Source organism: Prolinoborus fasciculus (assembly GCF_056724605.1).
The window spans coordinates 26,111-44,981 of the sequence record NZ_JBWZQN010000023.1 but is presented as its reverse complement, the minus strand read 5'-3'; the positions used below and the strand labels follow the sequence as shown (position 1 = coordinate 44,981).

The 18,871-nt window shown below is 44.5% G+C and carries 19 protein-coding genes and 1 rRNA gene; 4 read left to right on the top strand and 16 right to left on the bottom strand.

Annotated elements, in window-relative coordinates:
- The first annotated feature begins 4 nt into the window (after positions 1 to 4).
- From rrf to AC1P5O_RS07505, 3 genes are all read left to right on the top strand, one after another.
- Positions 5 to 119 (top strand): 5S ribosomal RNA (gene rrf / locus AC1P5O_RS07515).
- Between the two features lie 207 nt (positions 120 to 326).
- The gene (locus AC1P5O_RS07510; protein ID WP_005250159.1) at positions 327 to 1,499 is read left to right on the top strand and encodes a PQQ-dependent sugar dehydrogenase; all 1,173 of its coding nucleotides are present in this window, start codon (positions 327 to 329) and stop codon (positions 1,497 to 1,499) included.
- A 460-nt stretch (positions 1,500 to 1,959) separates the two neighbouring features.
- Positions 1,960 to 2,355: a tautomerase family protein gene (locus AC1P5O_RS07505; protein WP_086044248.1), complete on the top strand. Its 396-nt coding sequence runs from the start codon at positions 1,960 to 1,962 to the stop codon at positions 2,353 to 2,355.
- 268 nt (positions 2,356 to 2,623) lie between these two features.
- On the opposite strand, the gene AC1P5O_RS07500 is transcribed toward AC1P5O_RS07505, so the two are convergent.
- From AC1P5O_RS07500 to ribF, 5 genes are all read right to left on the bottom strand, one after another.
- The gene (locus AC1P5O_RS07500) at positions 2,624 to 3,166 is read right to left on the bottom strand and encodes an NADPH-dependent FMN reductase (protein ID WP_004281216.1); all 543 of its coding nucleotides are present in this window, start codon (positions 3,164 to 3,166) and stop codon (positions 2,624 to 2,626) included.
- A 136-nt stretch (positions 3,167 to 3,302) separates the two neighbouring features.
- Entirely contained in the window at positions 3,303 to 3,785 is a 483-nt protein-coding gene (locus tag AC1P5O_RS07495) for an FKBP-type peptidyl-prolyl cis-trans isomerase (RefSeq protein WP_005105274.1), read from the bottom strand.
- Positions 3,778 to 4,317 carry a signal peptidase II gene (gene lspA / locus AC1P5O_RS07490; protein ID WP_005105275.1) on the bottom strand — a complete coding sequence of 180 codons (540 nt, stop codon included), beginning with the start codon at positions 4,315 to 4,317 and terminating at the stop codon, positions 3,778 to 3,780. Before lspA ends, AC1P5O_RS07495 begins: the two co-directional genes overlap by 8 nt.
- Positions 4,310 to 7,156 (bottom strand): isoleucine--tRNA ligase, encoded by a 2,847-nt coding sequence (gene ileS / locus AC1P5O_RS07485; protein ID WP_086044247.1) that lies wholly within the window; start codon positions 7,154 to 7,156, stop codon positions 4,310 to 4,312. Before ileS ends, lspA begins: the two co-directional genes overlap by 8 nt.
- A gap of 64 nt (positions 7,157 to 7,220) precedes the next feature.
- On the bottom strand, positions 7,221 to 8,222 hold the full coding sequence (gene ribF, locus AC1P5O_RS07480; protein WP_086044246.1) for a bifunctional riboflavin kinase/FAD synthetase: 1,002 nt from the start codon (positions 8,220 to 8,222) through the stop codon (positions 7,221 to 7,223).
- Positions 8,223 to 8,450: 228 nt separating this feature from the next.
- Between ribF and AC1P5O_RS07475 the strand changes: the two genes are divergently transcribed.
- Positions 8,451 to 9,014 (top strand): 5'-methylthioadenosine/S-adenosylhomocysteine nucleosidase family protein, encoded by a 564-nt coding sequence (locus AC1P5O_RS07475; RefSeq protein WP_071851055.1) that lies wholly within the window; start codon positions 8,451 to 8,453, stop codon positions 9,012 to 9,014.
- A 66-nt stretch (positions 9,015 to 9,080) separates the two neighbouring features.
- Here AC1P5O_RS07475 and AC1P5O_RS07470 read toward each other — a convergent pair whose 3' ends face one another.
- From AC1P5O_RS07470 to AC1P5O_RS07420, 11 genes are all read right to left on the bottom strand, one after another.
- Positions 9,081 to 9,701, bottom strand: coding sequence for a TetR family transcriptional regulator C-terminal domain-containing protein (locus AC1P5O_RS07470; RefSeq protein WP_004281222.1), 621 nt, complete (start codon positions 9,699 to 9,701; stop codon positions 9,081 to 9,083).
- A gap of 323 nt (positions 9,702 to 10,024) precedes the next feature.
- A complete protein-coding gene (locus AC1P5O_RS07465; RefSeq protein WP_005250167.1) occupies positions 10,025 to 10,831 on the bottom strand; it encodes an ABC transporter ATP-binding protein in 807 nt (268 codons plus the stop codon).
- A gap of 21 nt (positions 10,832 to 10,852) precedes the next feature.
- Positions 10,853 to 11,668 carry an aliphatic sulfonate ABC transporter permease SsuC gene (gene ssuC, locus AC1P5O_RS07460; protein ID WP_005250170.1) on the bottom strand — a complete coding sequence of 272 codons (816 nt, stop codon included), beginning with the start codon at positions 11,666 to 11,668 and terminating at the stop codon, positions 10,853 to 10,855.
- Positions 11,668 to 12,843 (bottom strand): FMNH2-dependent alkanesulfonate monooxygenase, encoded by a 1,176-nt coding sequence (ssuD, locus tag AC1P5O_RS07455; RefSeq protein WP_005250172.1) that lies wholly within the window; start codon positions 12,841 to 12,843, stop codon positions 11,668 to 11,670. The genes ssuC and ssuD overlap by 1 nt, the downstream gene beginning before the upstream one ends.
- A gap of 36 nt (positions 12,844 to 12,879) precedes the next feature.
- On the bottom strand, positions 12,880 to 13,875 hold the full coding sequence (locus AC1P5O_RS07450; RefSeq protein ID WP_005250174.1) for an aliphatic sulfonate ABC transporter substrate-binding protein: 996 nt from the start codon (positions 13,873 to 13,875) through the stop codon (positions 12,880 to 12,882).
- Positions 13,876 to 13,899: 24 nt separating this feature from the next.
- A complete protein-coding gene (locus AC1P5O_RS07445; RefSeq protein ID WP_005250176.1) occupies positions 13,900 to 14,856 on the bottom strand; it encodes a sulfonate ABC transporter substrate-binding protein in 957 nt (318 codons plus the stop codon).
- Positions 14,857 to 15,189: 333 nt separating this feature from the next.
- Positions 15,190 to 16,533 (bottom strand): amino-acid N-acetyltransferase, encoded by a 1,344-nt coding sequence (gene argA / locus AC1P5O_RS07440; protein WP_005250177.1) that lies wholly within the window; start codon positions 16,531 to 16,533, stop codon positions 15,190 to 15,192.
- A 132-nt stretch (positions 16,534 to 16,665) separates the two neighbouring features.
- Positions 16,666 to 17,052: an RcnB family protein gene (locus AC1P5O_RS07435; protein WP_005250179.1), complete on the bottom strand. Its 387-nt coding sequence runs from the start codon at positions 17,050 to 17,052 to the stop codon at positions 16,666 to 16,668.
- 242 nt (positions 17,053 to 17,294) lie between these two features.
- A complete protein-coding gene (locus AC1P5O_RS07430) occupies positions 17,295 to 17,681 on the bottom strand; it encodes an RcnB family protein (RefSeq protein ID WP_005105288.1) in 387 nt (128 codons plus the stop codon).
- 315 nt (positions 17,682 to 17,996) lie between these two features.
- The gene (locus AC1P5O_RS07425) at positions 17,997 to 18,152 is read right to left on the bottom strand and encodes a hypothetical protein (RefSeq protein ID WP_005105291.1); all 156 of its coding nucleotides are present in this window, start codon (positions 18,150 to 18,152) and stop codon (positions 17,997 to 17,999) included.
- Positions 18,153 to 18,337: 185 nt separating this feature from the next.
- Positions 18,338 to 18,757: a hypothetical protein gene (locus AC1P5O_RS07420; RefSeq protein ID WP_005250180.1), complete on the bottom strand. Its 420-nt coding sequence runs from the start codon at positions 18,755 to 18,757 to the stop codon at positions 18,338 to 18,340.
- Between the last annotated feature and the right edge of the window lie 114 nt (positions 18,758 to 18,871).

Here is an 18,871-nt window from a genome sequence, read left to right as displayed (position 1 = left end):
TTGTGCTGGCGACCATAGCAAGAGTGAACCACCTGATCCCTTCCCGAACTCAGAAGTGAAACCTCTTAGCGCTGATGGTAGTGTGGGGTTACCCATGTGAGAGTAAGTCATCGCCAGCTCATTATTCCTAAACACCCCCAACCAAACGGTTGGGGGTGTTTTTTTATGCGCGGGATTTAGTCGAAAGCTTAGACACTAATTCTTTATTAAGAGAAATTATATTTATAATTTTTAAAATATATCTATTTACTTTTCTATGCTGAATTTAGACCAGAAACTCTGTATCTTGATGTTAATTTGAACAATAAATCAGTATGGAGAAGAGGATGTTGTCGCAATTTAAAATAAAAATTCTACTCAGTTGTTGTGCTTTAGCATTTACTGCCTGTCATGCAGAGAATTCATCTTCTAGAAGTATTCAAGACGCATCTACATCAGCTGCCAAATCGGATGCAGTCTCTTTAAGCATGCAAAAATATAAGGTTGAACAGGTGGCTCAATTTAATGAGCCGTGGGCGATTACTACTTTAAATGATGGCCGACTATTGATTACTGAGCGCAAAGGAAAATTGCAGCTCTTTGATCCAAAAACCAAGAAAAAAATCGAGGTGAAAGGTATACCCCAGGTTGCGTATGGGGGCCAAGGCGGCTTAGGTGAAGTTGCTTTACATCCAGATTTTGCAAAGAATCGATGGGTATATCTGAGTTATGCTGAAAAGGGTCAAGGTGGATATGGTGCTGTGGTCGTTCGTGGCAAACTTGATTTGAGCCAGTCTACCCCCCAACTGAAACAGATTGAACGGATCTGGACGCAAGTGCCGAAATTTTCAGGCCAGGGACATTATGCCCATCGGATTGTATTCGGGTCGGATGGTAAGTTATGGATCAGTTCAGGAGAACGTCAGCAATTCAACCCTGCACAGGACATGCAATCTAATGCCGGTAAGATTATTCGCCTGAATGATGATGGCTCAATCCCTGCCGATAATCCGTTTATGACTCAGGGTAAAATTGCCCAGCAGGTCTGGAGTCTTGGACACCGTAATCCTCTAGGCATGGCTTTTGATCCGAAAGGGCAGCTTTGGGTGATCGAAATGGGACCGAAAGGCGGCGATGAACTGAACAAGATTGTCAAAGCTAAAAATTATGGTTATCCACTGGTATCCAATGGCGATCATTATGACGGTAAGCCGATTCCTGACCACAGTACCCGACCTGAATTTGAGGCCCCGGCACTGAATTGGACTCCGGTAATTTCTCCTTCAGATTTAATATTTTATACTGCTAATGTCTTTCCGAAATGGAAAAATAAAGCGATTGCTACCGGTCTGTCTTCTAAGGCGATTGTGATTGTGGATACCACCCAGGTTCCAGTGAAAGAAGTTCAACGTCTGGATATGAAAGAGCGGATTCGCGGGGTTGCTCAGGCACAGGATGGTTCACTGTGGGTGATTCAAGATGGTCCGCGAGCAGGTTTGTTAAAAATGACAGCACCTTAATCATCTGCTTTTAGGTTGCTTATCTAAATATGAAGTATTGAATAAGCTAACCATCTGGATAAAAGGATTTTTAAGCTGATGCTGACATGAAAGAAAAAGGCCTCTACATCCTGTGAAGGCCTTTTCATATTCTGTTAAAGGTATAATGTCTGTTATACCGATCAGCATCCTGCTACGTGATTTTTTTTATTTTTCTTACAAGACTTCCTGTCTTGGTATGATCTGAATATAGCCTGAAGCGACGCAGCGCAATAGGGCAGTTTAGCTGCATAGATTGTAGGTCAAAGCCGACAGCCGAATTTTAAAAAGATAAATTCAAAAATACTGTTTCAATATGATCTTTTGACCAAATCATAAACTGCGGTGATGATTTTGCTGCATTTTAGCGAGAGAATACTCTTTTGATATACATCAACTGATTTAAATAAAACGTCGCTAAAATAATAAAAAGGAAACTCCTATGCCTACGATTCAAATTGAAGTTCGGCAACAATATCCTCAAGCAGTTGAGAAACAATTGCTCAACAACGTATTTCATTGTGTACAAACCGCCTTTCAGCTGCCTGAATATGATCGTAATATTCGTCTGGTCGTGCATGAAGCGCATCGTTTTCAGTATATGAGCCATTTAGCTAAACCTGAATATTTCACCTTGATCAGTATTGACTGTTTTGCTGGCCGCAGTCTGGAGATCAAGTGCAATTTGTATCAGCAGATGGTCAAAAGTCTCGGGGAAATCGGTATTCCCGCAGATCATATTCTGATTCATCTGAGAGAAAGTGCATTGGAAAATTGGGGGATACGGGGAGGACAAGCGGCCTGTGATGTTGATCTCGGGTTTAAGGTTGATGTCTGATGTATCCCGATTAGTATTCACGTTACATCTAAAGTTTAAAAACAAAAAAGCCTCAACATCCTGTCGAGACTTTTCTGGATTTGCTTCTCAGATCTGACTCCTGTCTAATCTGTCAACGTCCTGTTGATTGGCGCTTTTTATTGTTGTCGTATCGCTTTGCAGACTTCCTGTCTGTCTATGTACTCACTATAGCCTCGCATAAAACGACCGCATAGCGGCTAAACTCTGCGCTGCATGTAGGCTAAAACGTACAGGACTGTCGTCCACATTAAGCACTGACATATTGAATCAGTCTATCTACCACAGCTTTTAAGTTTTTATTATCAAATTCATTGCCTTGGAAGGAATAATCTTTATTGCGCGCAAAGATGTCCCGGATTTCAATCACGGCATTGGTATCCACCAGTCCAAGTTGAGTGCCGACTTGACGAATCTGGTCAATTGAACGTGAGCCGTTGGTCGCACCATAACCAATATAAGCTGCCGGTTTGCCTTGCCATTCCTTGCCGAGATAATCCAAGGCATTTTTCAGGGCAGGGCTATAGCCATGATTGTATTCAGGCGTGACAAAAATAAAGGCATCGCCAAGCGCAATCTTGTCGGCCCAGTCTTGCTGTTTGGGTTGATCATAAATTCCGGTCAATGGCGGATGAGCCCCAGAAAATAGCGGAAGATCCCATTCTTTTAGATCGACAATTTCAGTTTCTAAAGTGCTAAAGGCATAACTTTTAATTTCCTGCAGTACCCAGTGTGCCACTTTAATCGCGGTACGTCCCTCACGCACACTTCCAACCACAATATAAATTTTCATGTTTCATCCTTTCTTCGGGTCTGATCATCAAATTAAATTAATCAGATTTCAGAGAGGTGACTAGAGATGATTTGTATCCGGAAAATAAAAAAGCTCCCGAAGGAGCTTTTTCAAAATCAGTCAATTAGCTGATGTTTTACATCAGTTTAATACCTTGCTGACCCGCAGGTGTCACTTTAAAGATTTCCACTTCAAAAGTGATGTTTTTGCCTGCCAATGGATGGTTAAAGTCCACTTCAGTGATGTCATCATTCACCGATCTCACCACGCCATACAAGGTCGCTTTGGCTTTGTCTTCAAACTCGATCATGTGACCTTCGATCGGACGTTCTCCAAATTTTACCGTGTCAAATTTCTGGATGTTTTCTGGATTCCATGGCCCAAAAGCATCTTCTGGTGGCAGGCTGACCGTGCGACGGTCACCGGCACGTAAGCCAATCAGTGCTTTTTCAAAACCAGGCAGTAGGTTGCCATCGCCAATCACCAGGCTGACCGGTTCTTCACGGCTACGGGTATTGTCAATTTCCACGCCATTTTCGATTGCGACAGAAAAGTGCAGCTCGACTTTAGAACCGTCTGCAACCCGGGTTTCTTCGTTAGGATGAATAAAATCAGTCATGTTGTGCTTGCGCCCGTTGAATTCGATGTTTTTCTAAGAAAAAGGTATCAATCAGCATCAGAATAGTGCCTACAGTAATGGCACTGTCTGCGATATTGAAAGCAGGAAAGTGGCTGTTCTGGTAATACACATGAATAAAATCGACTACATAGCCGAGGCTGACCCGGTCGATTAAATTACCGATGGCACCACCCAGAATCAGGGCAATTGCCAGCGGTAAAATTTTCATGTCTTTTGGCATACGCATCAGCCAAAACACGAAGATTACAGACACTAAACCTGCCAGTGAAGTAAAGAAATAGCGTTGCCAACCACCAGCATCGGACAGAAAACTAAAGGCAGCGCCATAGTTATGTAGCAGTGTCCAATTTAAAAAGGGCAGCACAGGAACAGGATCTGCATAGTTCAGATTTGTCACTGCAATCCATTTGGTCCATTGATCCAGAATGATCGCCAGAATGGCCAGCCCAACCCACCATAAATTATGTGGATAGAACTGGAATAAGCCCTTTTTGCTGTGGGTATTAGGCATATTTTCTCTCTTCGCCTTGGCCTGTAGGAAGGTTTATAATACAACGACCGCATAGACCAGGATGTGCAGAATGTGTATTTACATCTGGTAATACATGCCAGCAACGTACGCATTTTTCGCCATCAGCTGCTGAAACTTTCACATTCAAGCCTTCAAGATCAGAGGCTTCACCTTGTGCTGCATCAAATTCATTCACGATCACTTGTGACGTAATCAGGACGAAACGAAGCTCATCACTTAACTTATCTAGCACTGCTTTTAATTCAGCATTTGCCCAAAGTTCAACTTTGGCAGACAAGTTAGAACCGACAGTTTTTGCTGTACGTGCAGTTTCAATGAATTTGTTTACTGCAGATTTCACAGCAATGAGCGTTTGCCATTCAGCTTCAGATACTACATTTGCAGTTGAAGCCACAGGAATATCATACCATTCAGCCGTGAACACGTATTTCTCTGATTGCTCAGGGATTAACGGCCAAGCTTCTTGTGCAGTGAAGCTCAAGATTGGTGACATCCAACGCACGAATGCTTGTACCAAGTGATACAACGCAGTTTGTGCAGAGTGACGTGCTTGTGAATCCGCTTTGGTGGTGTATTGACGGTCTTTGATGATGTCTAAGTAGAAACCACCTAAGTCGTTGATACAGAAATTCGTTAAAGCAGTGGTGACGATATGAAAGTTCATATCTTCGTATGCTTTCTTAATGGTTTCTTGCACTTCAGATGCACGTTGCAAGATGTATTGATCAAGCGCGATCAATTGATCCACAGGCAGGGCATCTGTCGAAGGTTTGAAGCCATTCAGGTTCGCCAACAAGAAACGAAGCGTGTTACGGATACGACGGTAACCATCAGAGGCACGGCTAAAGATTTCTTTACCTGCGGTCATTTCATAACGGTAATCTGCCGATGCGATCCAGAAGCGTAAGCCATCTGCACCCATATCTTTAATGATGTCTTGCGGCGTGATCACGTTACCGATCGACTTGGACATCTTGCGGCCTTTTTCATCGACCACGAAACCGTGGGTCAATAGACCTTTATATGGCGCACGTTCGTTAATCGCAATCGAGGTCAATAACGACGACTGGAACCAGCCACGGTGCTGGTCTGAACCTTCAAGGTACAAATCAGCAGGATCAGTCAATTCTTCACGTTCACGTAGTACGGCATAGTGCGTTGTACCTGAGTCGAACCAAACGTCTAGCGTGTCACGTACTGCATTGTATTGCTCAGCATCCGCACCGATGAACTCAGATGCATTACGGTTGTACCAGCCATCAATACCTTCTTGCTCGATCAGTTTCGCGACTTCTTCGATCAGTTCAGGCGTACGCGGATGCAATTCATTGGTGTCTTTATGTACGAAGAACGGAATTGGCACGCCCCAAGTACGTTGACGTGAAATACACCAATCTGGACGACCTTCAATCATCGCCTGAATCCGGTTTTTACCCCAGTCCGGTACAAAGCTGATATCGTTTTCAATCGCGTTTAACGCATTTTGACGCAGACCTTTGGCATCCATGCTGATGAACCATTGTGGGGTCGCACGGAAGATAATCGGCGTTTTATGGCGCCAGCAATGTGGGTAGCTATGCTTGATCACCACATGTGCCCAAAGCTTGGTTGCTTCAGTCAATGCCGCAATAATTTTTGGATTGGCTTTGTAGATGTGCTCACCCGGGAAGATTGGTGATGTTGGTAAATACACACCATTACCGCCGACTGGGTTTTCCACTTTTAAGTTGTACTGTAAACCAACTTTATAGTCGTCCACACCGTGGCCCGGTGCGGTATGTACTGCACCTGTACCACTAGCATCAGTGACATGTTCACCCAAGATCACTGGCACTTGGCGTTCAGCGATTAAAGGATGTTGTAGGATTAATTTTTCAAGTTTTGCACCTGTGAATTCAGCAAGCACTTCAAATGCAGTAAAGCCATAACGCTGAGTCGCAGACTCAACCAATGATTTCGCCAAAATGAAGTTTTGTGCAGCTTTATCTTCGGCTGTTGCTTTAACGAGTTGATACTCAAGCTCCGCATGCAATGCAACCGCCTGGTTAGCAGGCATGGTCCAAGGTGTCGTGGTCCAGATTACGATGTCGGTACGATCGGCAACGTCTACACCTAAACGAGCAGACAAATCAGCTAAATCAACAACGGTAAAACCGACGTCAATTGCATCCGATTTTTTATCTTCATATTCAACTTCAGCTTCAGCCAATGATGAACCACAGTCCAGACACCAGTTCACCGGTTTCAGACCTGGCTCAATGTGGCCGGCTTTCGCGATTGCACCCAATGAACGTACGATGTCGGCTTCTTGTTTGAAGTTCATGGTTAGGTAAGGATTGTCCCAATCACCGAACACACCCATACGTACGAAGTCTTTCTTTTGAAGCTCAACTTGAGTATACGCATATTCACGGCACGCTTTACGGAACGTAGACGCATCTACTTTTACGCCGACTTTGCCGACTTTTTCTTCGACTTTTAATTCGATTGGCAGACCATGACAGTCCCAACCTGGCACGTATGGCGCGTCAAAACCATCCATGACACGGCTTTTGATAATGATGTCTTTGAGTACTTTATTGACTGCATGACCCAAATGGATTTGACCATTGGCATAAGGAGGGCCATCGTGAAGCACGTATTTTTTCTTGCCAATACGCGATTCACGAATCTGCTGATAAATGTTGTCGGCATACCACTCTTCTAACCATTTCGCTTCACGTACTGCCAAATTTGCTTTCATTGCAAAGTCAGTACCTGGGAGGTTTAGCGTGGCTTTATAGTCCACTGCATTTTCAGGAGTTTGCTTATCGCTCATGCAAGTCGTCTTCCAATCTAATCAGTTATGTCACTGACACGTTTTACAATAAAAATATGGGATATTAAAAGGGAAATGTGGGGTGATTTCGACGAAACTCAAGCAGTTTCTCGACATCATCATCAATTCCGGCTTTTAGCGCTTCAAGCGAAGGATAGTCCTTTTCGCCATGTAAATAGTTTAAGAACGTCACCCGCATCAACAGGCCATACAGATTAGCAGAAACATCTGGAAAATGTACTTCTAATCGCCACTCTGGATGTGCTTGTTTAATGGCAGGACGTGTGCCGACATGACCTGCCCCAAACAGGGCAGTTGGGTCATAACCCGCGATACCTGTTTGCGCTGCAGAGTCGGCTTTTACTTTGTCTTTTAAGGATAAGGTTTCGCAAATAACTTCAACCCCATAAATCCCTTTCAGGCAGGGCTTATGACGGTTGAGCCGTACATTAATAGTGGGGAAATCAATGGTTCGACCAATCTGATCACCATATTGCACCCGCCCGGTAATGCTATAGGGACGACCCAACAATTGTGCGGCCAAGGCTAAATCACCGGCTTGCAAGGTCTGGCGAATCCGGGTGGAACTGACCCGTTCACCATCCAAAGCAATGGTATTTAAATTGGTCACTTCAAAGCCGTAATTGCGCAGGAATTCGCTATTGCCCTGACGGTTTTTACCAAAGTGAAAATCATCGCCTAAGACCAGATGCCGAGCATTCAGTTTTTCTTTTAAAATGTCAGCAAAAGCTTCTGCAGTCAGGCTGCGGAAAGTATGGTCAAATTTCGCCACCGCGATATAGTCCACACCCAGCTCAGTCAGGTATTCAACTTTTTCACGCAACGATGAAATACGCGGTGGGGCATCATAACCCTGAAAGTATTCAAGCGGTTGCGGCTCGAAAATCATCACTACAGATTTTAAACCCTGTGCTTTGGCCACCTGTTGCAGCTGACGGATCATCGCCTGATGGCCTAAATGCACGCCGTCAAAATTACCGATGGTCACGGCAGTTTTGGGTAATTCAGAATGAGAGGCTAAAGCATTTAGACGGAGCAGCTGCATGGGCAAATCAAGTGCTTAGAAATATCGAGAGGCTATATATTGCCATAATCTCGCGCTTTCGTCTTGCTGTTGTGTTTTTATGCAATATTTTTCTTGAAAATTCATCTTCCTAGAATTGAGCCGACTGGTTTTTCGACACACTGAGCATGTCTGATCAGAGCACTGGTGCTTTTCATTCAGCCGGTTTTGTTTTCTAATGTCAGGGTTTTTTGATATCAGGTATTTCGAATGTCCGATCTTGCGCTCATCATGGCTCTACCCAATGAATCCAAAGGCTTGTTTGAAGCAGAAGGCATTCAGGTAAATTACAGCGGGATTGGTAAAGTAAACGCGGCCTTTAAAGCTTTTGAGGTGATTCAGAACACTGGTTGCAGTACCTTGCTAAATTTGGGAAGCGCGGGGAGTTCGCATTTCAATGCGCATGAACTGGTCGAAGTCACGCAATTTGTACAGCGTGATATGGATGTTTCACCCCTTGGCTTTGAGGTCGGCATGACCCCGATGGATCAGCATTTCCCGGGTGCGATTGAGCTGGAGTCTTTCTTTGACCATTTGCCGAAAGGGATTTGTGGCACAGGCGACAGCTTTGAAACCGGTATTTCAAAAGTGGCGTGTAATCTGGTCGATATGGAAGGCTATGCCTTGGCCAAAGTCTGTAAAAAGCTGGGCGTTCGGCTGATTTCAGTGAAATACATTAGTGATGGAGCCAATGAGACTGCGCATCTGGATTGGGAAGAAAATCTGTTATTGGGTGCGAAAAAATTATTGGATTTATATCAAATGGTAAAATAAACGGGAAGGTTAAGTTTGCTTGGCGACCATAGCAGCTATGGTCGTGTGCCAATCAGAAGCAGTTGCTTATTTATCCGTACGTGGAATCACGCCGTATAACATCATGTGTACCGTATGCTGGATAATACGTTGCTGCATGCTGCGGTTACGCAAGGTTTTACCCGTGACCATTTCCATTTGGGTCGCAAAGTCTGCATAGTTCTGGGTAATCGCCCAAATATTCAGAATCAGTAACTCAGGATCAATATCTGCAGAAATCTTGCCTTGCTCCTGCCAGTTGGAAATCACTTTGGCTTTACGCTTGACCAGTTTTTTCAGCGGACCTTTTAAAATTTCCAGAATATGCGGTGCACCTTGAATCACCTCTAAAGCAAATAAACGGGATGCTTTAGGCTGGGTACGCGATACTTCAATTTTTTGCATCAAATAATTGGTGATCGCTTCTTCAGGTTCAAGTTCAGCTTCAAGGGTTTGTAAAGGCGCCAGCCATTTTTGTAAAACAGTGGTTAATACCTCGACATACAGGGCTTCTTTATTTTCATAATAATAGAAAATATTCGACTTATGCATTTCTGCAATTTGTGCGATTTCATCCAGACTTGCCCCATTAAAACCATATAGGGAAAATACGTCTAGTGCAGCATTTAGCAGCTGATTGCGTTTTTGAGTACTCTTTTTTTGTTCCATTAGCAAATATAAAAAACAATGAAAAAGGGAATCCTCAATTGTACGGCAAATCATCAGATTTGTGCACACAGTCACAGGCTAATTTTTTGAATAATGATGATTTATTCTCTAGATCAATATTTAAAACAGGCTAAATGCATCTACACCGGGAGAAAAATTCAAGTTTCTGAAAATACTTCATTTATTCATCTTTTTTCTTCATCAATGGAAGAGAGGAATCATGCTGAAATGAATCTGATAAAAATGTCCTCTTATTGAGATAAAAGTATTTTTTATAAGAATAAGACCCAAAACCATGCTCGATTTTGGGTTTGATTGAGTATTCAGGTCGCTAAAACTGCCTGCAAGACCTGCTGTTCCAGTTCTGCAAATGTCACACTTTTTTGCCGGGGACGAGGTAAGTCGACCCGAAATTCTTTGGCAATATGGCCTTTGTCCAGCAAGATAATCCGGTCTGCCAGTTGTACGGCTTCACTGACATCATGTGTGACCAGAATGGCGGTAAAGCCTTGCTCGGTCCAGAGACGCTCAATCAGGTTTTGCATTTCCAGACGTGTCAGGGCATCCAGGGCGCCGAGCGGTTCATCAAGCAGCAGAATACGAGGTTGATGCGACAACGCTCGCGCCAAGGCGGTACGTTGCCGCTGTCCTCCGGAAAGTTGTGAAGGCCACAGTCCGGCTTTTTCTTTGAGGCCAACTTTTTCCAGCATTTGAGAGGCTTTGGCATGCTGCGCCTTTGGTAAACCGAGTTGCACATTCTGTTCGATGCTGCGCCAAGGCAGCAGGCGAGGGTCCTGAAACATCACCCGGATATCATCGACAGTAATGCCTTCACGAATATTTCGGGCTGATTTGAACTTGATTTCGCCGTAACTTTGCTGTTCCAGATCGGCAATCAGGCGCAATAAAGTACTCTTACCACAACCACTGCGACCGACAATTGCCAGAAATTCACCCGGCTGGATATGCAGGTCCAGATCCTCCAGAACCTTGACCGAACCGTAAAACTTGTGCAGCTGTTCAATGATAATTTCGGCACCGAGCACTGCAGCAGGATTGATATCTGCCATAGGTGGTTCGAGTGGTGCACTCGGGTCATTGGCATGACGTCCTAAACTGAGATCAGTCATCACATGCTCCTCATTTATTCTTTATTTTTGATAGCCGGCATGCCAGCGCAGCAGGAATCGTTCTAAAGCTACTGCCAGAACATCGGCCAGTTTGCCGAGTAGGGCATACAGTAAAATACCTACCAGAACCACGTCAGTTTGTAAAAATTCACGTGCATTCATGGTCATATATCCAATACCGGACTGGGCAGAAATAGTTTCGGCAACGATTAACAGTACCCAGACCAGACCCAGAGAAAAACGCAGGCCGACCAGAATCGACGGCATCGCACCCGGCAGAATAATTTCTCTATAAAGCTGCCAGCGGCTTAAACCATAGCTTTTTCCCATCTCGATTAATTGTGGATCGACCGAGCGGATGCCGTGATAGGTATTGATATAAATTGGGAAAAATACACCAATCGCCACCAGAAACAATTTGGAGGATTCATCAATCCCGAACCATAAGATGACGAGGGGGATCAGTGCCAGTGCAGGAATATTGCGGATCATCTGCAAGGTAGTGTCGAGCAGGGTAGAGGCGGTTTTGGATGAACCATTTAACAGGCCCAGCAATAGGCCCAAACCACCACCCACCAGTAAGCCGCTGATGGCACGCCCCGCACTGACTTGCACATGCGTCCACAGTTCACCGCTGAGCAATAAATTCCAGAAGGCTAAAACCACAGCACTCGGTGCAGGCAAAATCCGGCTTTCCAGCAGACCAGTGCTAGAGGCAATCTGCCAGATCGCAATTAAAAAAATTGGAACCAGCCAAGGCAGCAGATGCTGCCCCAGAATTGTTCCACGTGAAACCTGCTTTGGGGTCAGGGTTTCAACTGAAACGACTTTTGACATTAAGCAGACTCCTTAATTTTCTCAGCCTGCTTGTTCTCGTCCGGTGTGTAGTTGTTCGCCACGATTTCACCAAATGGACCGGTCAAGTTTGGTTGAGTGAGTTTTTGCTGGGTTTCCAGTGGAAGTAAAGGGAATACCAGTTCTGCAAAACGGATGGATTCTTCCAGATGTGGATAGCCTGAGAAAATAAAGGTGCTGATCCCCAGATCGGCATATTCCTGGATACGTGCAGCGACAGTTTCCGGATCGCCGACCAGTGCCGTACCTGCACCACCACGAACCAGACCCACACCTGCCCAGAGGTTTGGAGAAACTTCGAGTTTGCTGCGATCGCCATTGTGCAGTTCTGCCATACGGCGCTGACCGACCGAGTCCATGGATTTGAACTTGGCTTGGGCTGCAGCGATAGTGGCATCATCCACATATTGAATCAGTTCTTCAGTCGCCGCCCAGGCCTGCTCATTGGTTTCGCGTACGATCACGTGTAAACGGATCCCGTAATTCAGTTCACGACCTTTAGCTGCAGCCTTGGCTTTTACCACTGCAATTTTTTCTTTGACTGCTGCCGGTGGCTCGCCCCAGGTCAAGTAAGTATCGACCTGATCCGTGGCCAGCTCAATGGCATCATCCGATGAGCCACCAAACCATAAAGGCGGATGCGGCTGCTGAATGGGTGGATACAGCAATTTTGCATCATCGACACTTAAGCGTTCGCCATAGAAACTAAAGCTTTCACCGGTATGTGAGCGTTTTAAAATTTCACGCCAGATGGTGGTGTATTCGGTCGCCGTTTTATAACGGGTTGTGTGATCTTCATAGACGCCATCACCTTTTAGCTCCTGCTCGTCACCGCCAGTCACCAGATTCAGCAGTACTCGGCCATTAGACAAGCGGTCAAAGGTCGCGGCCATACGTGCAGCCAGTGCCGGCGTGGTCACGCCTGGACGCAATGCCACCAGGAATTTTAATTTTTTGGTCGCATCAATCAGGCTGGCTGCAGTTAACCATGGATCTTCACAAGAACGGCCAGTCGGAATCAGGACACCTTCATAACCAAGATTATCCACGGCAACGGCAATCTGCTTCATGTAGGCATGATCTACAACACGTGCGCCCTTGCTGGTGCCTAAGTAACGACTGTCGCCATGAGTGGGGATAAACCAGAAAATTTTCATATAATATTCCTTAAATTAAATGATCTTGTTTGCTCATCAATGTGTGGCCGCTGGCGACCAGATCTGTTGCTGGACGCTGATGGTTTTGGGAATCAGTTGAACCTGCTGGAAGAGATCGGCAATATTCTGTTGAGCTTTGATCACTTCCGTCGTTAATGGTTGTACCGGCGAAGGTTTAAGACGACGCTCAAATGCAATCTTCGCTACATCCGGTTTCAGACCGGTACTTTTCTGATAAATATCTAGAGCTACAGCCTGGTTTTTAAGAATCCACTGGTCAGATGCATTTAAAGCCTGGATAAACTTCCCGGGGCTATCCGGATGCTTCTGAATAAATTCGGGATTGCCGATATAAAAGGAGTAGGTTTGTGGAAAGTCACTAGATTCAATCAGCACCTTAACCTTGCTGTCGAACTCGGCTGCACCCAGGAAGGGATCCCAGATTGTCCAGGCATCAATGGCTTTTTTGTCAAAAGCAGCACGTGCATCCGCAGGGGGAAGCCAGACGGCTTGAATCTCTGACCAGCTTAATCCGGCTTTTTCCAGGGTTTTGGCCAGAAGTTCATGGGCACTTGAACCTTTCTGCACCGCGATCCGTTTTCCTTTCAATTGTTGAATATTTTGAATGGCACTGTCTTTCGGCACGACCACGGCCAAAGAATTTCCCGCCACTTTTTCAAAGGCCACGTAGCTCAGGGCTTTGTCTGCCGCCTGTGCAAAAATAGGCGGAGTATTTCCCACATAGCCATAATCCACTGCACCGACCGCTAAGGCTTCCAGCATTTGTGGACCTGCCGGAAACTCTTTCCATTCAATTTTGGCATTCGGGAATTGTTGTTCTAATAGCTTTTCATCGCGTGCCACCAGCAGATTCAAGGCTGATTTCTGAAAGCCAATCGCAATGGTTTTTACCGGTTGTGTTGCTTTGGTGTCTGCAGCAGTCTTTTGCTGTGCTTCCTGTTTCTGACAGCCAGTCAGACTAAAGCTCAATAACGCTAAACTGATATAAGAAACTGTTTTTAAATGACTCATCTTTATTCTCGAATTATTCTGCTGTTATTTAATAATTGCTGCATCAATATTCAGCTTTTGTGGAATCAGCTGCTGCGCATAAAACGCATCGGCGACCTGTTGCTGTTTTTGAATCACGTCAGTCGTGAGGGGTTTAACACCGAAGCCCATGCGTGAAATAGAGGTTTTTAAGACATCGACGGCTAGACCTGTCGGTTTTTGCAGGAGCTGAGCGGCAGCGTCCTGATTTTTTGCGACCCAGTCCGTGGTCAGGTTTAGTTCATTGACAACCGCCTGTACCACCTGAGGATGGCTTTCTGCGAACTTGCGATCTGCCAGATAGAATTGGTGGTTGCTCACCACATTTTCACCGCTGGCAATGACACGTGCACCAATCTGATGTTCAGCAGCTGCAAAGAACGGATCCCAGATGACCCAGGCATCAACTGCACCACGTTCAAATGCAGCACGTGCATCGGAAGGTGGTAGATAAATCACTTCAATATCACCGAGTGTCAGCTTGTTGGCTTCCAGAACTTTCAACAGCAGGTAATGCACATTTGAACCTTTGTTCAGGGCTACCCGTTTGCCTTTCAGATCCTGAATAGACTGGATTGGTGAATCTTTCGGTACAATCAGGGCTTCGGCCTTAGGTGCTTGCGGCTGATTGGCCACATAGACCAGATTTGAGTTGGCCGCCTGGGCAAAAATCGGCGGTGCTTCACCGGCTTCACCAAAAGAGATGCTGCCGACATTCAGGCCTTCAAGCAATTGCGGGCCAGCCGGAAATTCTACCCATTTCACATTGACCCCTTGCTGTTTTAAGCTGGTTTCCAGCGTACCGCGTTCTTTTAAAATAGGTAATACGCCGTATTTTTGGAAACCGATATTCAGGGTAATGGTCTCTTCTTTTTTCGAGCAGCCTGAAAGCATCATGACACCCACCATCGCAGTACCAAGTACTGCAGTCTTTGCTAAAAACTGAACATGAGATTGGCGCATGAATCAAAACTCCCGAAAGTGAAAAACTAGTGAATGAAAACTTAGACACACGCTAATCGTTTTTGTTTTTCTAAAAAAATAACTATTCAGGAATTTCTAATGAAGAAAAAAGATAAATAAAAAAGCGCAAAACTTATGCGAAAAAGTGATTTATATAAAAATGAAGATTTAATATTTAAATTAATCAAACTTATGAAATTTATAGTTATTTTTTTAAATCTGATCTGTTGATATGTTTAGCTAAAAACGAGTAATAGAATTTTAAAATTTAAATCGAGATTGCCAGATATCTTTATCTAAAATTAAGCTAAAGCACTGAAAGTAAAAGCCACTTTAAAGTGACTTTTTGCAAACAATTGAATTACGTTGATAATTATAAAAAGCCTGACGGGCATCCGGCAGATCATCGACTGAAGCCGGTTCAAAGCCCTGTTCCAGAAACCAGTGCGCGGTGCGGGTGGTTAGAATAAACAGCTGCTGAATCTGCATGCTTTTGGCTTTTTCTTCAAGATAATGCAGAATCTGGCTACCCCGATTAGACTTGCGATAACTTGGATGTACCGCAACACAGGCAATTTCTGCAGAACGCAACTCATCACCAGTGGTCGGAATCGGATAGAGGGCGGCACAGGCCAGGATCATGCCGTCCCGTTCGATTACGGCAAACTGGTTGATTTCATTTTCCAGACGTTCACGCGAACGATAGACCAGAATGCCTTCTTCTTCCAGTGGACGCAGCAAACCGATCAGACCCCCTACATCCTGAATATCGGCCATCCGCACTTCTTCATAATGTGCATCGGTGACCAGAGTGCCGGAACCATCGCGGGTGAACAGTTCTTCCAGCAGGGCACCATCATAGGCATAAGAAATCAGATGCACCCGATGTACGCCGTTCATTGAGGCTTCTTGTGCAGCTTTCAATTGTAGTCCTCTTTCCAGTGCATCTTGTTCTATCGGAATAAAATCATCCAGCTGTTGTGGGGTCACTTCACGTTTGAGCTGGCCATTACTGTCCATCAGGCCATGCTGCTTACCGAGAAAAATCAGTTTATCTGCCTTGAGGCGAATCGCAGTTTTGGTCGCGACTTCTTCAGCCAGCAGATTAAAGACTTCTCCGGTAGTGGAATAACCGGTCGGGCCAAGCATCACAATATTATGGCTATCCAGATGACGCTGAATCGCGTCAGTATCGACCGCACGAACTTCACCGGTCAGCTGGAAATCGATACCGTCGCGAATGCCATACGGCTTGGCAGTGACAAAATTTCCTGAAACGGTATCAATCCGGGCGCCATACATCGGCGAGTTGGCCAGTCCCATCGACAGCAGTGCTTCAATTTGCAGGCGGATCGAACCGACGGCATTCATCACGCAGCTTAAAGATTCACGTGTGGTGACCCGACGCTGCTGGTAAAAAGGCGTCGTAATCTGGCTTTGAGACAGATTCTGGTTAATTTGCGGACGTGCACCATGTACCAGAATCAGCCGAATGCCCAAAGAATGTAATAAAGCAATATCGTGAATAATATGCTGAAAGTTATCATTTAAGACGGCTTCGCCATCAAACATGATTACAAAGGTTTTGTTGCGGTGCGCATTGATATAAGGCGCAGAATGGCGAAACCAGTGCACATATTGCAAGGTTGTGCTTTGTGACGTTTCTGCTGAAGTCATGCTGAGCCCATTTCAATGATTGAAGATCCAGCTTTGATTCTAATGAAAAAAAACGCAAGTGGAAGCGCAGATATAAAAAAACACCTGAAGTCCCCTTCAGGTGTCTGCAAGACGAGCAGTAATGGAGAAAGCTTAGTTCATGATGCGTACAATTTTGTTGGTACGTTCATTCACCAGAACGTAGTCATTGTTGACTTTGTACCATTGCTGGAAACGACCGGTATTTGGTAAACGGCGTGCTTCGCGATCACTCACTTCAAAACGGTTGTTGTCATATTGACGAGGTAAAGTTTGTCCTACGCGCCAGTCACGGCTTGGATTGACCATACGGTTGTTATGACGGCGGTCATCATTCCAGCGACGGTCGTCATTCCATTTCTTGCTATCTTTGGCATTCCAGTGTGGTGCCGATTTATGTGGATTATAGTCATAACGCGAGTCATGCTGTGGTGCTGCCATTGCAGAAGTAGCTAACAAAGCACTTAGAGATAACGCGATTGTAGTTAAGACTTTTTTCATGGCTCTCACCTTAAGATGTATATCTAATTTCGATAAGACTAAATTAGCGAACAAGTACATAGAAAGCGTGAGTACAATTTAGTTAAATTGTTAAATTCATGAAGAAATTTAGTAGATAAGTCATGCAGTCTAAAAGCTGGATAAGCCGCAAGATTTGCGGATAAAAAAATTCAGCCAGTAAAATAGAAAAGCCCAAACATGGTTGGGCCTTAAAGAAGATTAAATTTGAATGCGCTTATGAACTAGTCACCCACGATGCGGATAATGCTGTTGTTTTCAGAATCCACCAGAATGTAGTCATTATTGACTTTATACCATTGCTGCTTGCGGTCAGGTCGAGGCAGGCGATGGTCTTTGTATTCAACTTTATAGCCATTGCCACGATAATGCTGTGGCATCACATAACCCGGCTGCCAGCGTAACTGTTGCAGGCGTTTCACCCCACGTTCTTCACGCATACGGCGGTTATCCTGTTGCTCTTCCTCTCGGAACTCACGGGCTTTTTTCTTGTCATGACCATGACGTGAATCCATACGGGATTCATCATTGAAATGAGGGGCAGCGATGACGACATTGCTCAGCATGAATGTACTGCAAGAAATTGCCAGTGCCACCAAAACCTTTTTCATGTTGAACCCTCATTAAATTGTTCATCTTCTACAGTGCCTAATGTACGGAAAAATTGCAGAGAAACTGTGAAGAACAGGCACAATTTTTATAACAAATGCAGAGATATTATGATGATGTCATGTTTTTACATGACTTTAGGCGACGGCATCACTTCTATAAAGTGGCCTATCGAGCTATGTCCTTATCTCATCAAAGCAAGGGCCAACATGCAAGCGAAAATCGATGATTTAGCTCAAAAAAACAGCATTGAATCAGCAAGAAAAAAGTTCATGATTTACTGAAACGGCAAAGAATTTTGCCAGTTTAGTTTGAGATTAATTCCATTGTTCTGCCAAACCCTGCAAGGACTGGATTGCTTCAGCCACCGATTCAGCTTGAAGAGCATCATCAAGTGCCACAATCAATGCTTCAGATAACTGCAACTGTTCAATCCGGTGAATCGTTTCAATTTTACGTTTTTGGTCAGCCATGCTGCGCTCCTGATTTGATCTATCTGTGGTTCAAGAAAGCATAGTTCAATGAGTTTGATTTGGAAAACCGTATAATTTTATATATTTAATATGTAAATCCGATTTATTGTTATTTTTTGCAGGATTTTAAGAAAAAAAAGGGCACTTTATCGAAAAGTGCCCAAGATTATTCAATGACCTGACTTTTAATAAGCGTAGTTCAGGTCAGTATAATCGTTGAGTGATTTTTGCACATGCGCCTGAATAAAGGCACGTACATCTTCGGCCGTCATGGCTTTACCCTGATTGCTGATGACATGCTCGATTTCAGGTTGTCCTTCAATTTTAATGCGATAAACAAAATGCTTGGCCAGACGATAACAGTCGTCTAATTTTTCAATGCCAGTCACATAATAATAGGCATGTTCAAAATTCAGATCCTGATGTGAAAATACAAATTGCTCGAACAATTTGAGTTTCTGAGCATTTTCGAGTGCTTTGATGTCATCCACGATACTGGCTTCAAACTTGGTGCCGTATTTTTCTGAAATAGGCTGTTGATCAATCAGCAGCGACACCATGCCATCGTCTAAATGGGTCACCGTAATATTGTTTAATTCAGTCATGATGCACTCGAGTGAAATATATTGGGGCTTAGTATGATGTTATTTTAATGAAACTCAATGCGAGCGGGGTGAACTTACTCAAGATTTATGCGCTGAATACGACTAAAACCGAAA

What these genes read in the sequence shown, in the direction of transcription:
- AC1P5O_RS07510 (WP_005250159.1), top strand. Translation starts at nt 327, where the DNA reads ATGTTGTCGCAATTTAAAATAAAAATTCTACTCAGTTGTTGTGCTTTA.
- AC1P5O_RS07505 (WP_086044248.1), top strand. Translation starts at nt 1,960, where the DNA reads ATGCCTACGATTCAAATTGAAGTTCGGCAACAATATCCTCAAGCAGTT.
- AC1P5O_RS07500 (WP_004281216.1), bottom strand. Translation starts at nt 3,166, where the DNA reads ATGAAAATTTATATTGTGGTTGGAAGTGTGCGTGAGGGACGTACCGCG.
- AC1P5O_RS07495 (WP_005105274.1), bottom strand. Translation starts at nt 3,785, where the DNA reads ATGACTGATTTTATTCATCCTAACGAAGAAACCCGGGTTGCAGACGGT.
- lspA (WP_005105275.1), bottom strand. Translation starts at nt 4,317, where the DNA reads ATGCCTAATACCCACAGCAAAAAGGGCTTATTCCAGTTCTATCCACAT.
- ileS (WP_086044247.1), bottom strand. Translation starts at nt 7,156, where the DNA reads ATGAGCGATAAGCAAACTCCTGAAAATGCAGTGGACTATAAAGCCACG.
- ribF (WP_086044246.1), bottom strand. Translation starts at nt 8,222, where the DNA reads ATGCAGCTGCTCCGTCTAAATGCTTTAGCCTCTCATTCTGAATTACCC.
- AC1P5O_RS07475 (WP_071851055.1), top strand. Translation starts at nt 8,451, where the DNA reads ATGTCCGATCTTGCGCTCATCATGGCTCTACCCAATGAATCCAAAGGC.
- AC1P5O_RS07470 (WP_004281222.1), bottom strand. Translation starts at nt 9,701, where the DNA reads ATGGAACAAAAAAAGAGTACTCAAAAACGCAATCAGCTGCTAAATGCT.
- AC1P5O_RS07465 (WP_005250167.1), bottom strand. Translation starts at nt 10,831, where the DNA reads ATGACTGATCTCAGTTTAGGACGTCATGCCAATGACCCGAGTGCACCA.
- ssuC (WP_005250170.1), bottom strand. Translation starts at nt 11,668, where the DNA reads ATGTCAAAAGTCGTTTCAGTTGAAACCCTGACCCCAAAGCAGGTTTCA.
- ssuD (WP_005250172.1), bottom strand. Translation starts at nt 12,843, where the DNA reads ATGAAAATTTTCTGGTTTATCCCCACTCATGGCGACAGTCGTTACTTA.
- AC1P5O_RS07450 (WP_005250174.1), bottom strand. Translation starts at nt 13,875, where the DNA reads ATGAGTCATTTAAAAACAGTTTCTTATATCAGTTTAGCGTTATTGAGC.
- AC1P5O_RS07445 (WP_005250176.1), bottom strand. Translation starts at nt 14,856, where the DNA reads ATGCGCCAATCTCATGTTCAGTTTTTAGCAAAGACTGCAGTACTTGGT.
- argA (WP_005250177.1), bottom strand. Translation starts at nt 16,533, where the DNA reads ATGACTTCAGCAGAAACGTCACAAAGCACAACCTTGCAATATGTGCAC.
- AC1P5O_RS07435 (WP_005250179.1), bottom strand. Translation starts at nt 17,052, where the DNA reads ATGAAAAAAGTCTTAACTACAATCGCGTTATCTCTAAGTGCTTTGTTA.
- AC1P5O_RS07430 (WP_005105288.1), bottom strand. Translation starts at nt 17,681, where the DNA reads ATGAAAAAGGTTTTGGTGGCACTGGCAATTTCTTGCAGTACATTCATG.
- AC1P5O_RS07425 (WP_005105291.1), bottom strand. Translation starts at nt 18,152, where the DNA reads ATGGCTGACCAAAAACGTAAAATTGAAACGATTCACCGGATTGAACAG.
- AC1P5O_RS07420 (WP_005250180.1), bottom strand. Translation starts at nt 18,757, where the DNA reads ATGACTGAATTAAACAATATTACGGTGACCCATTTAGACGATGGCATG.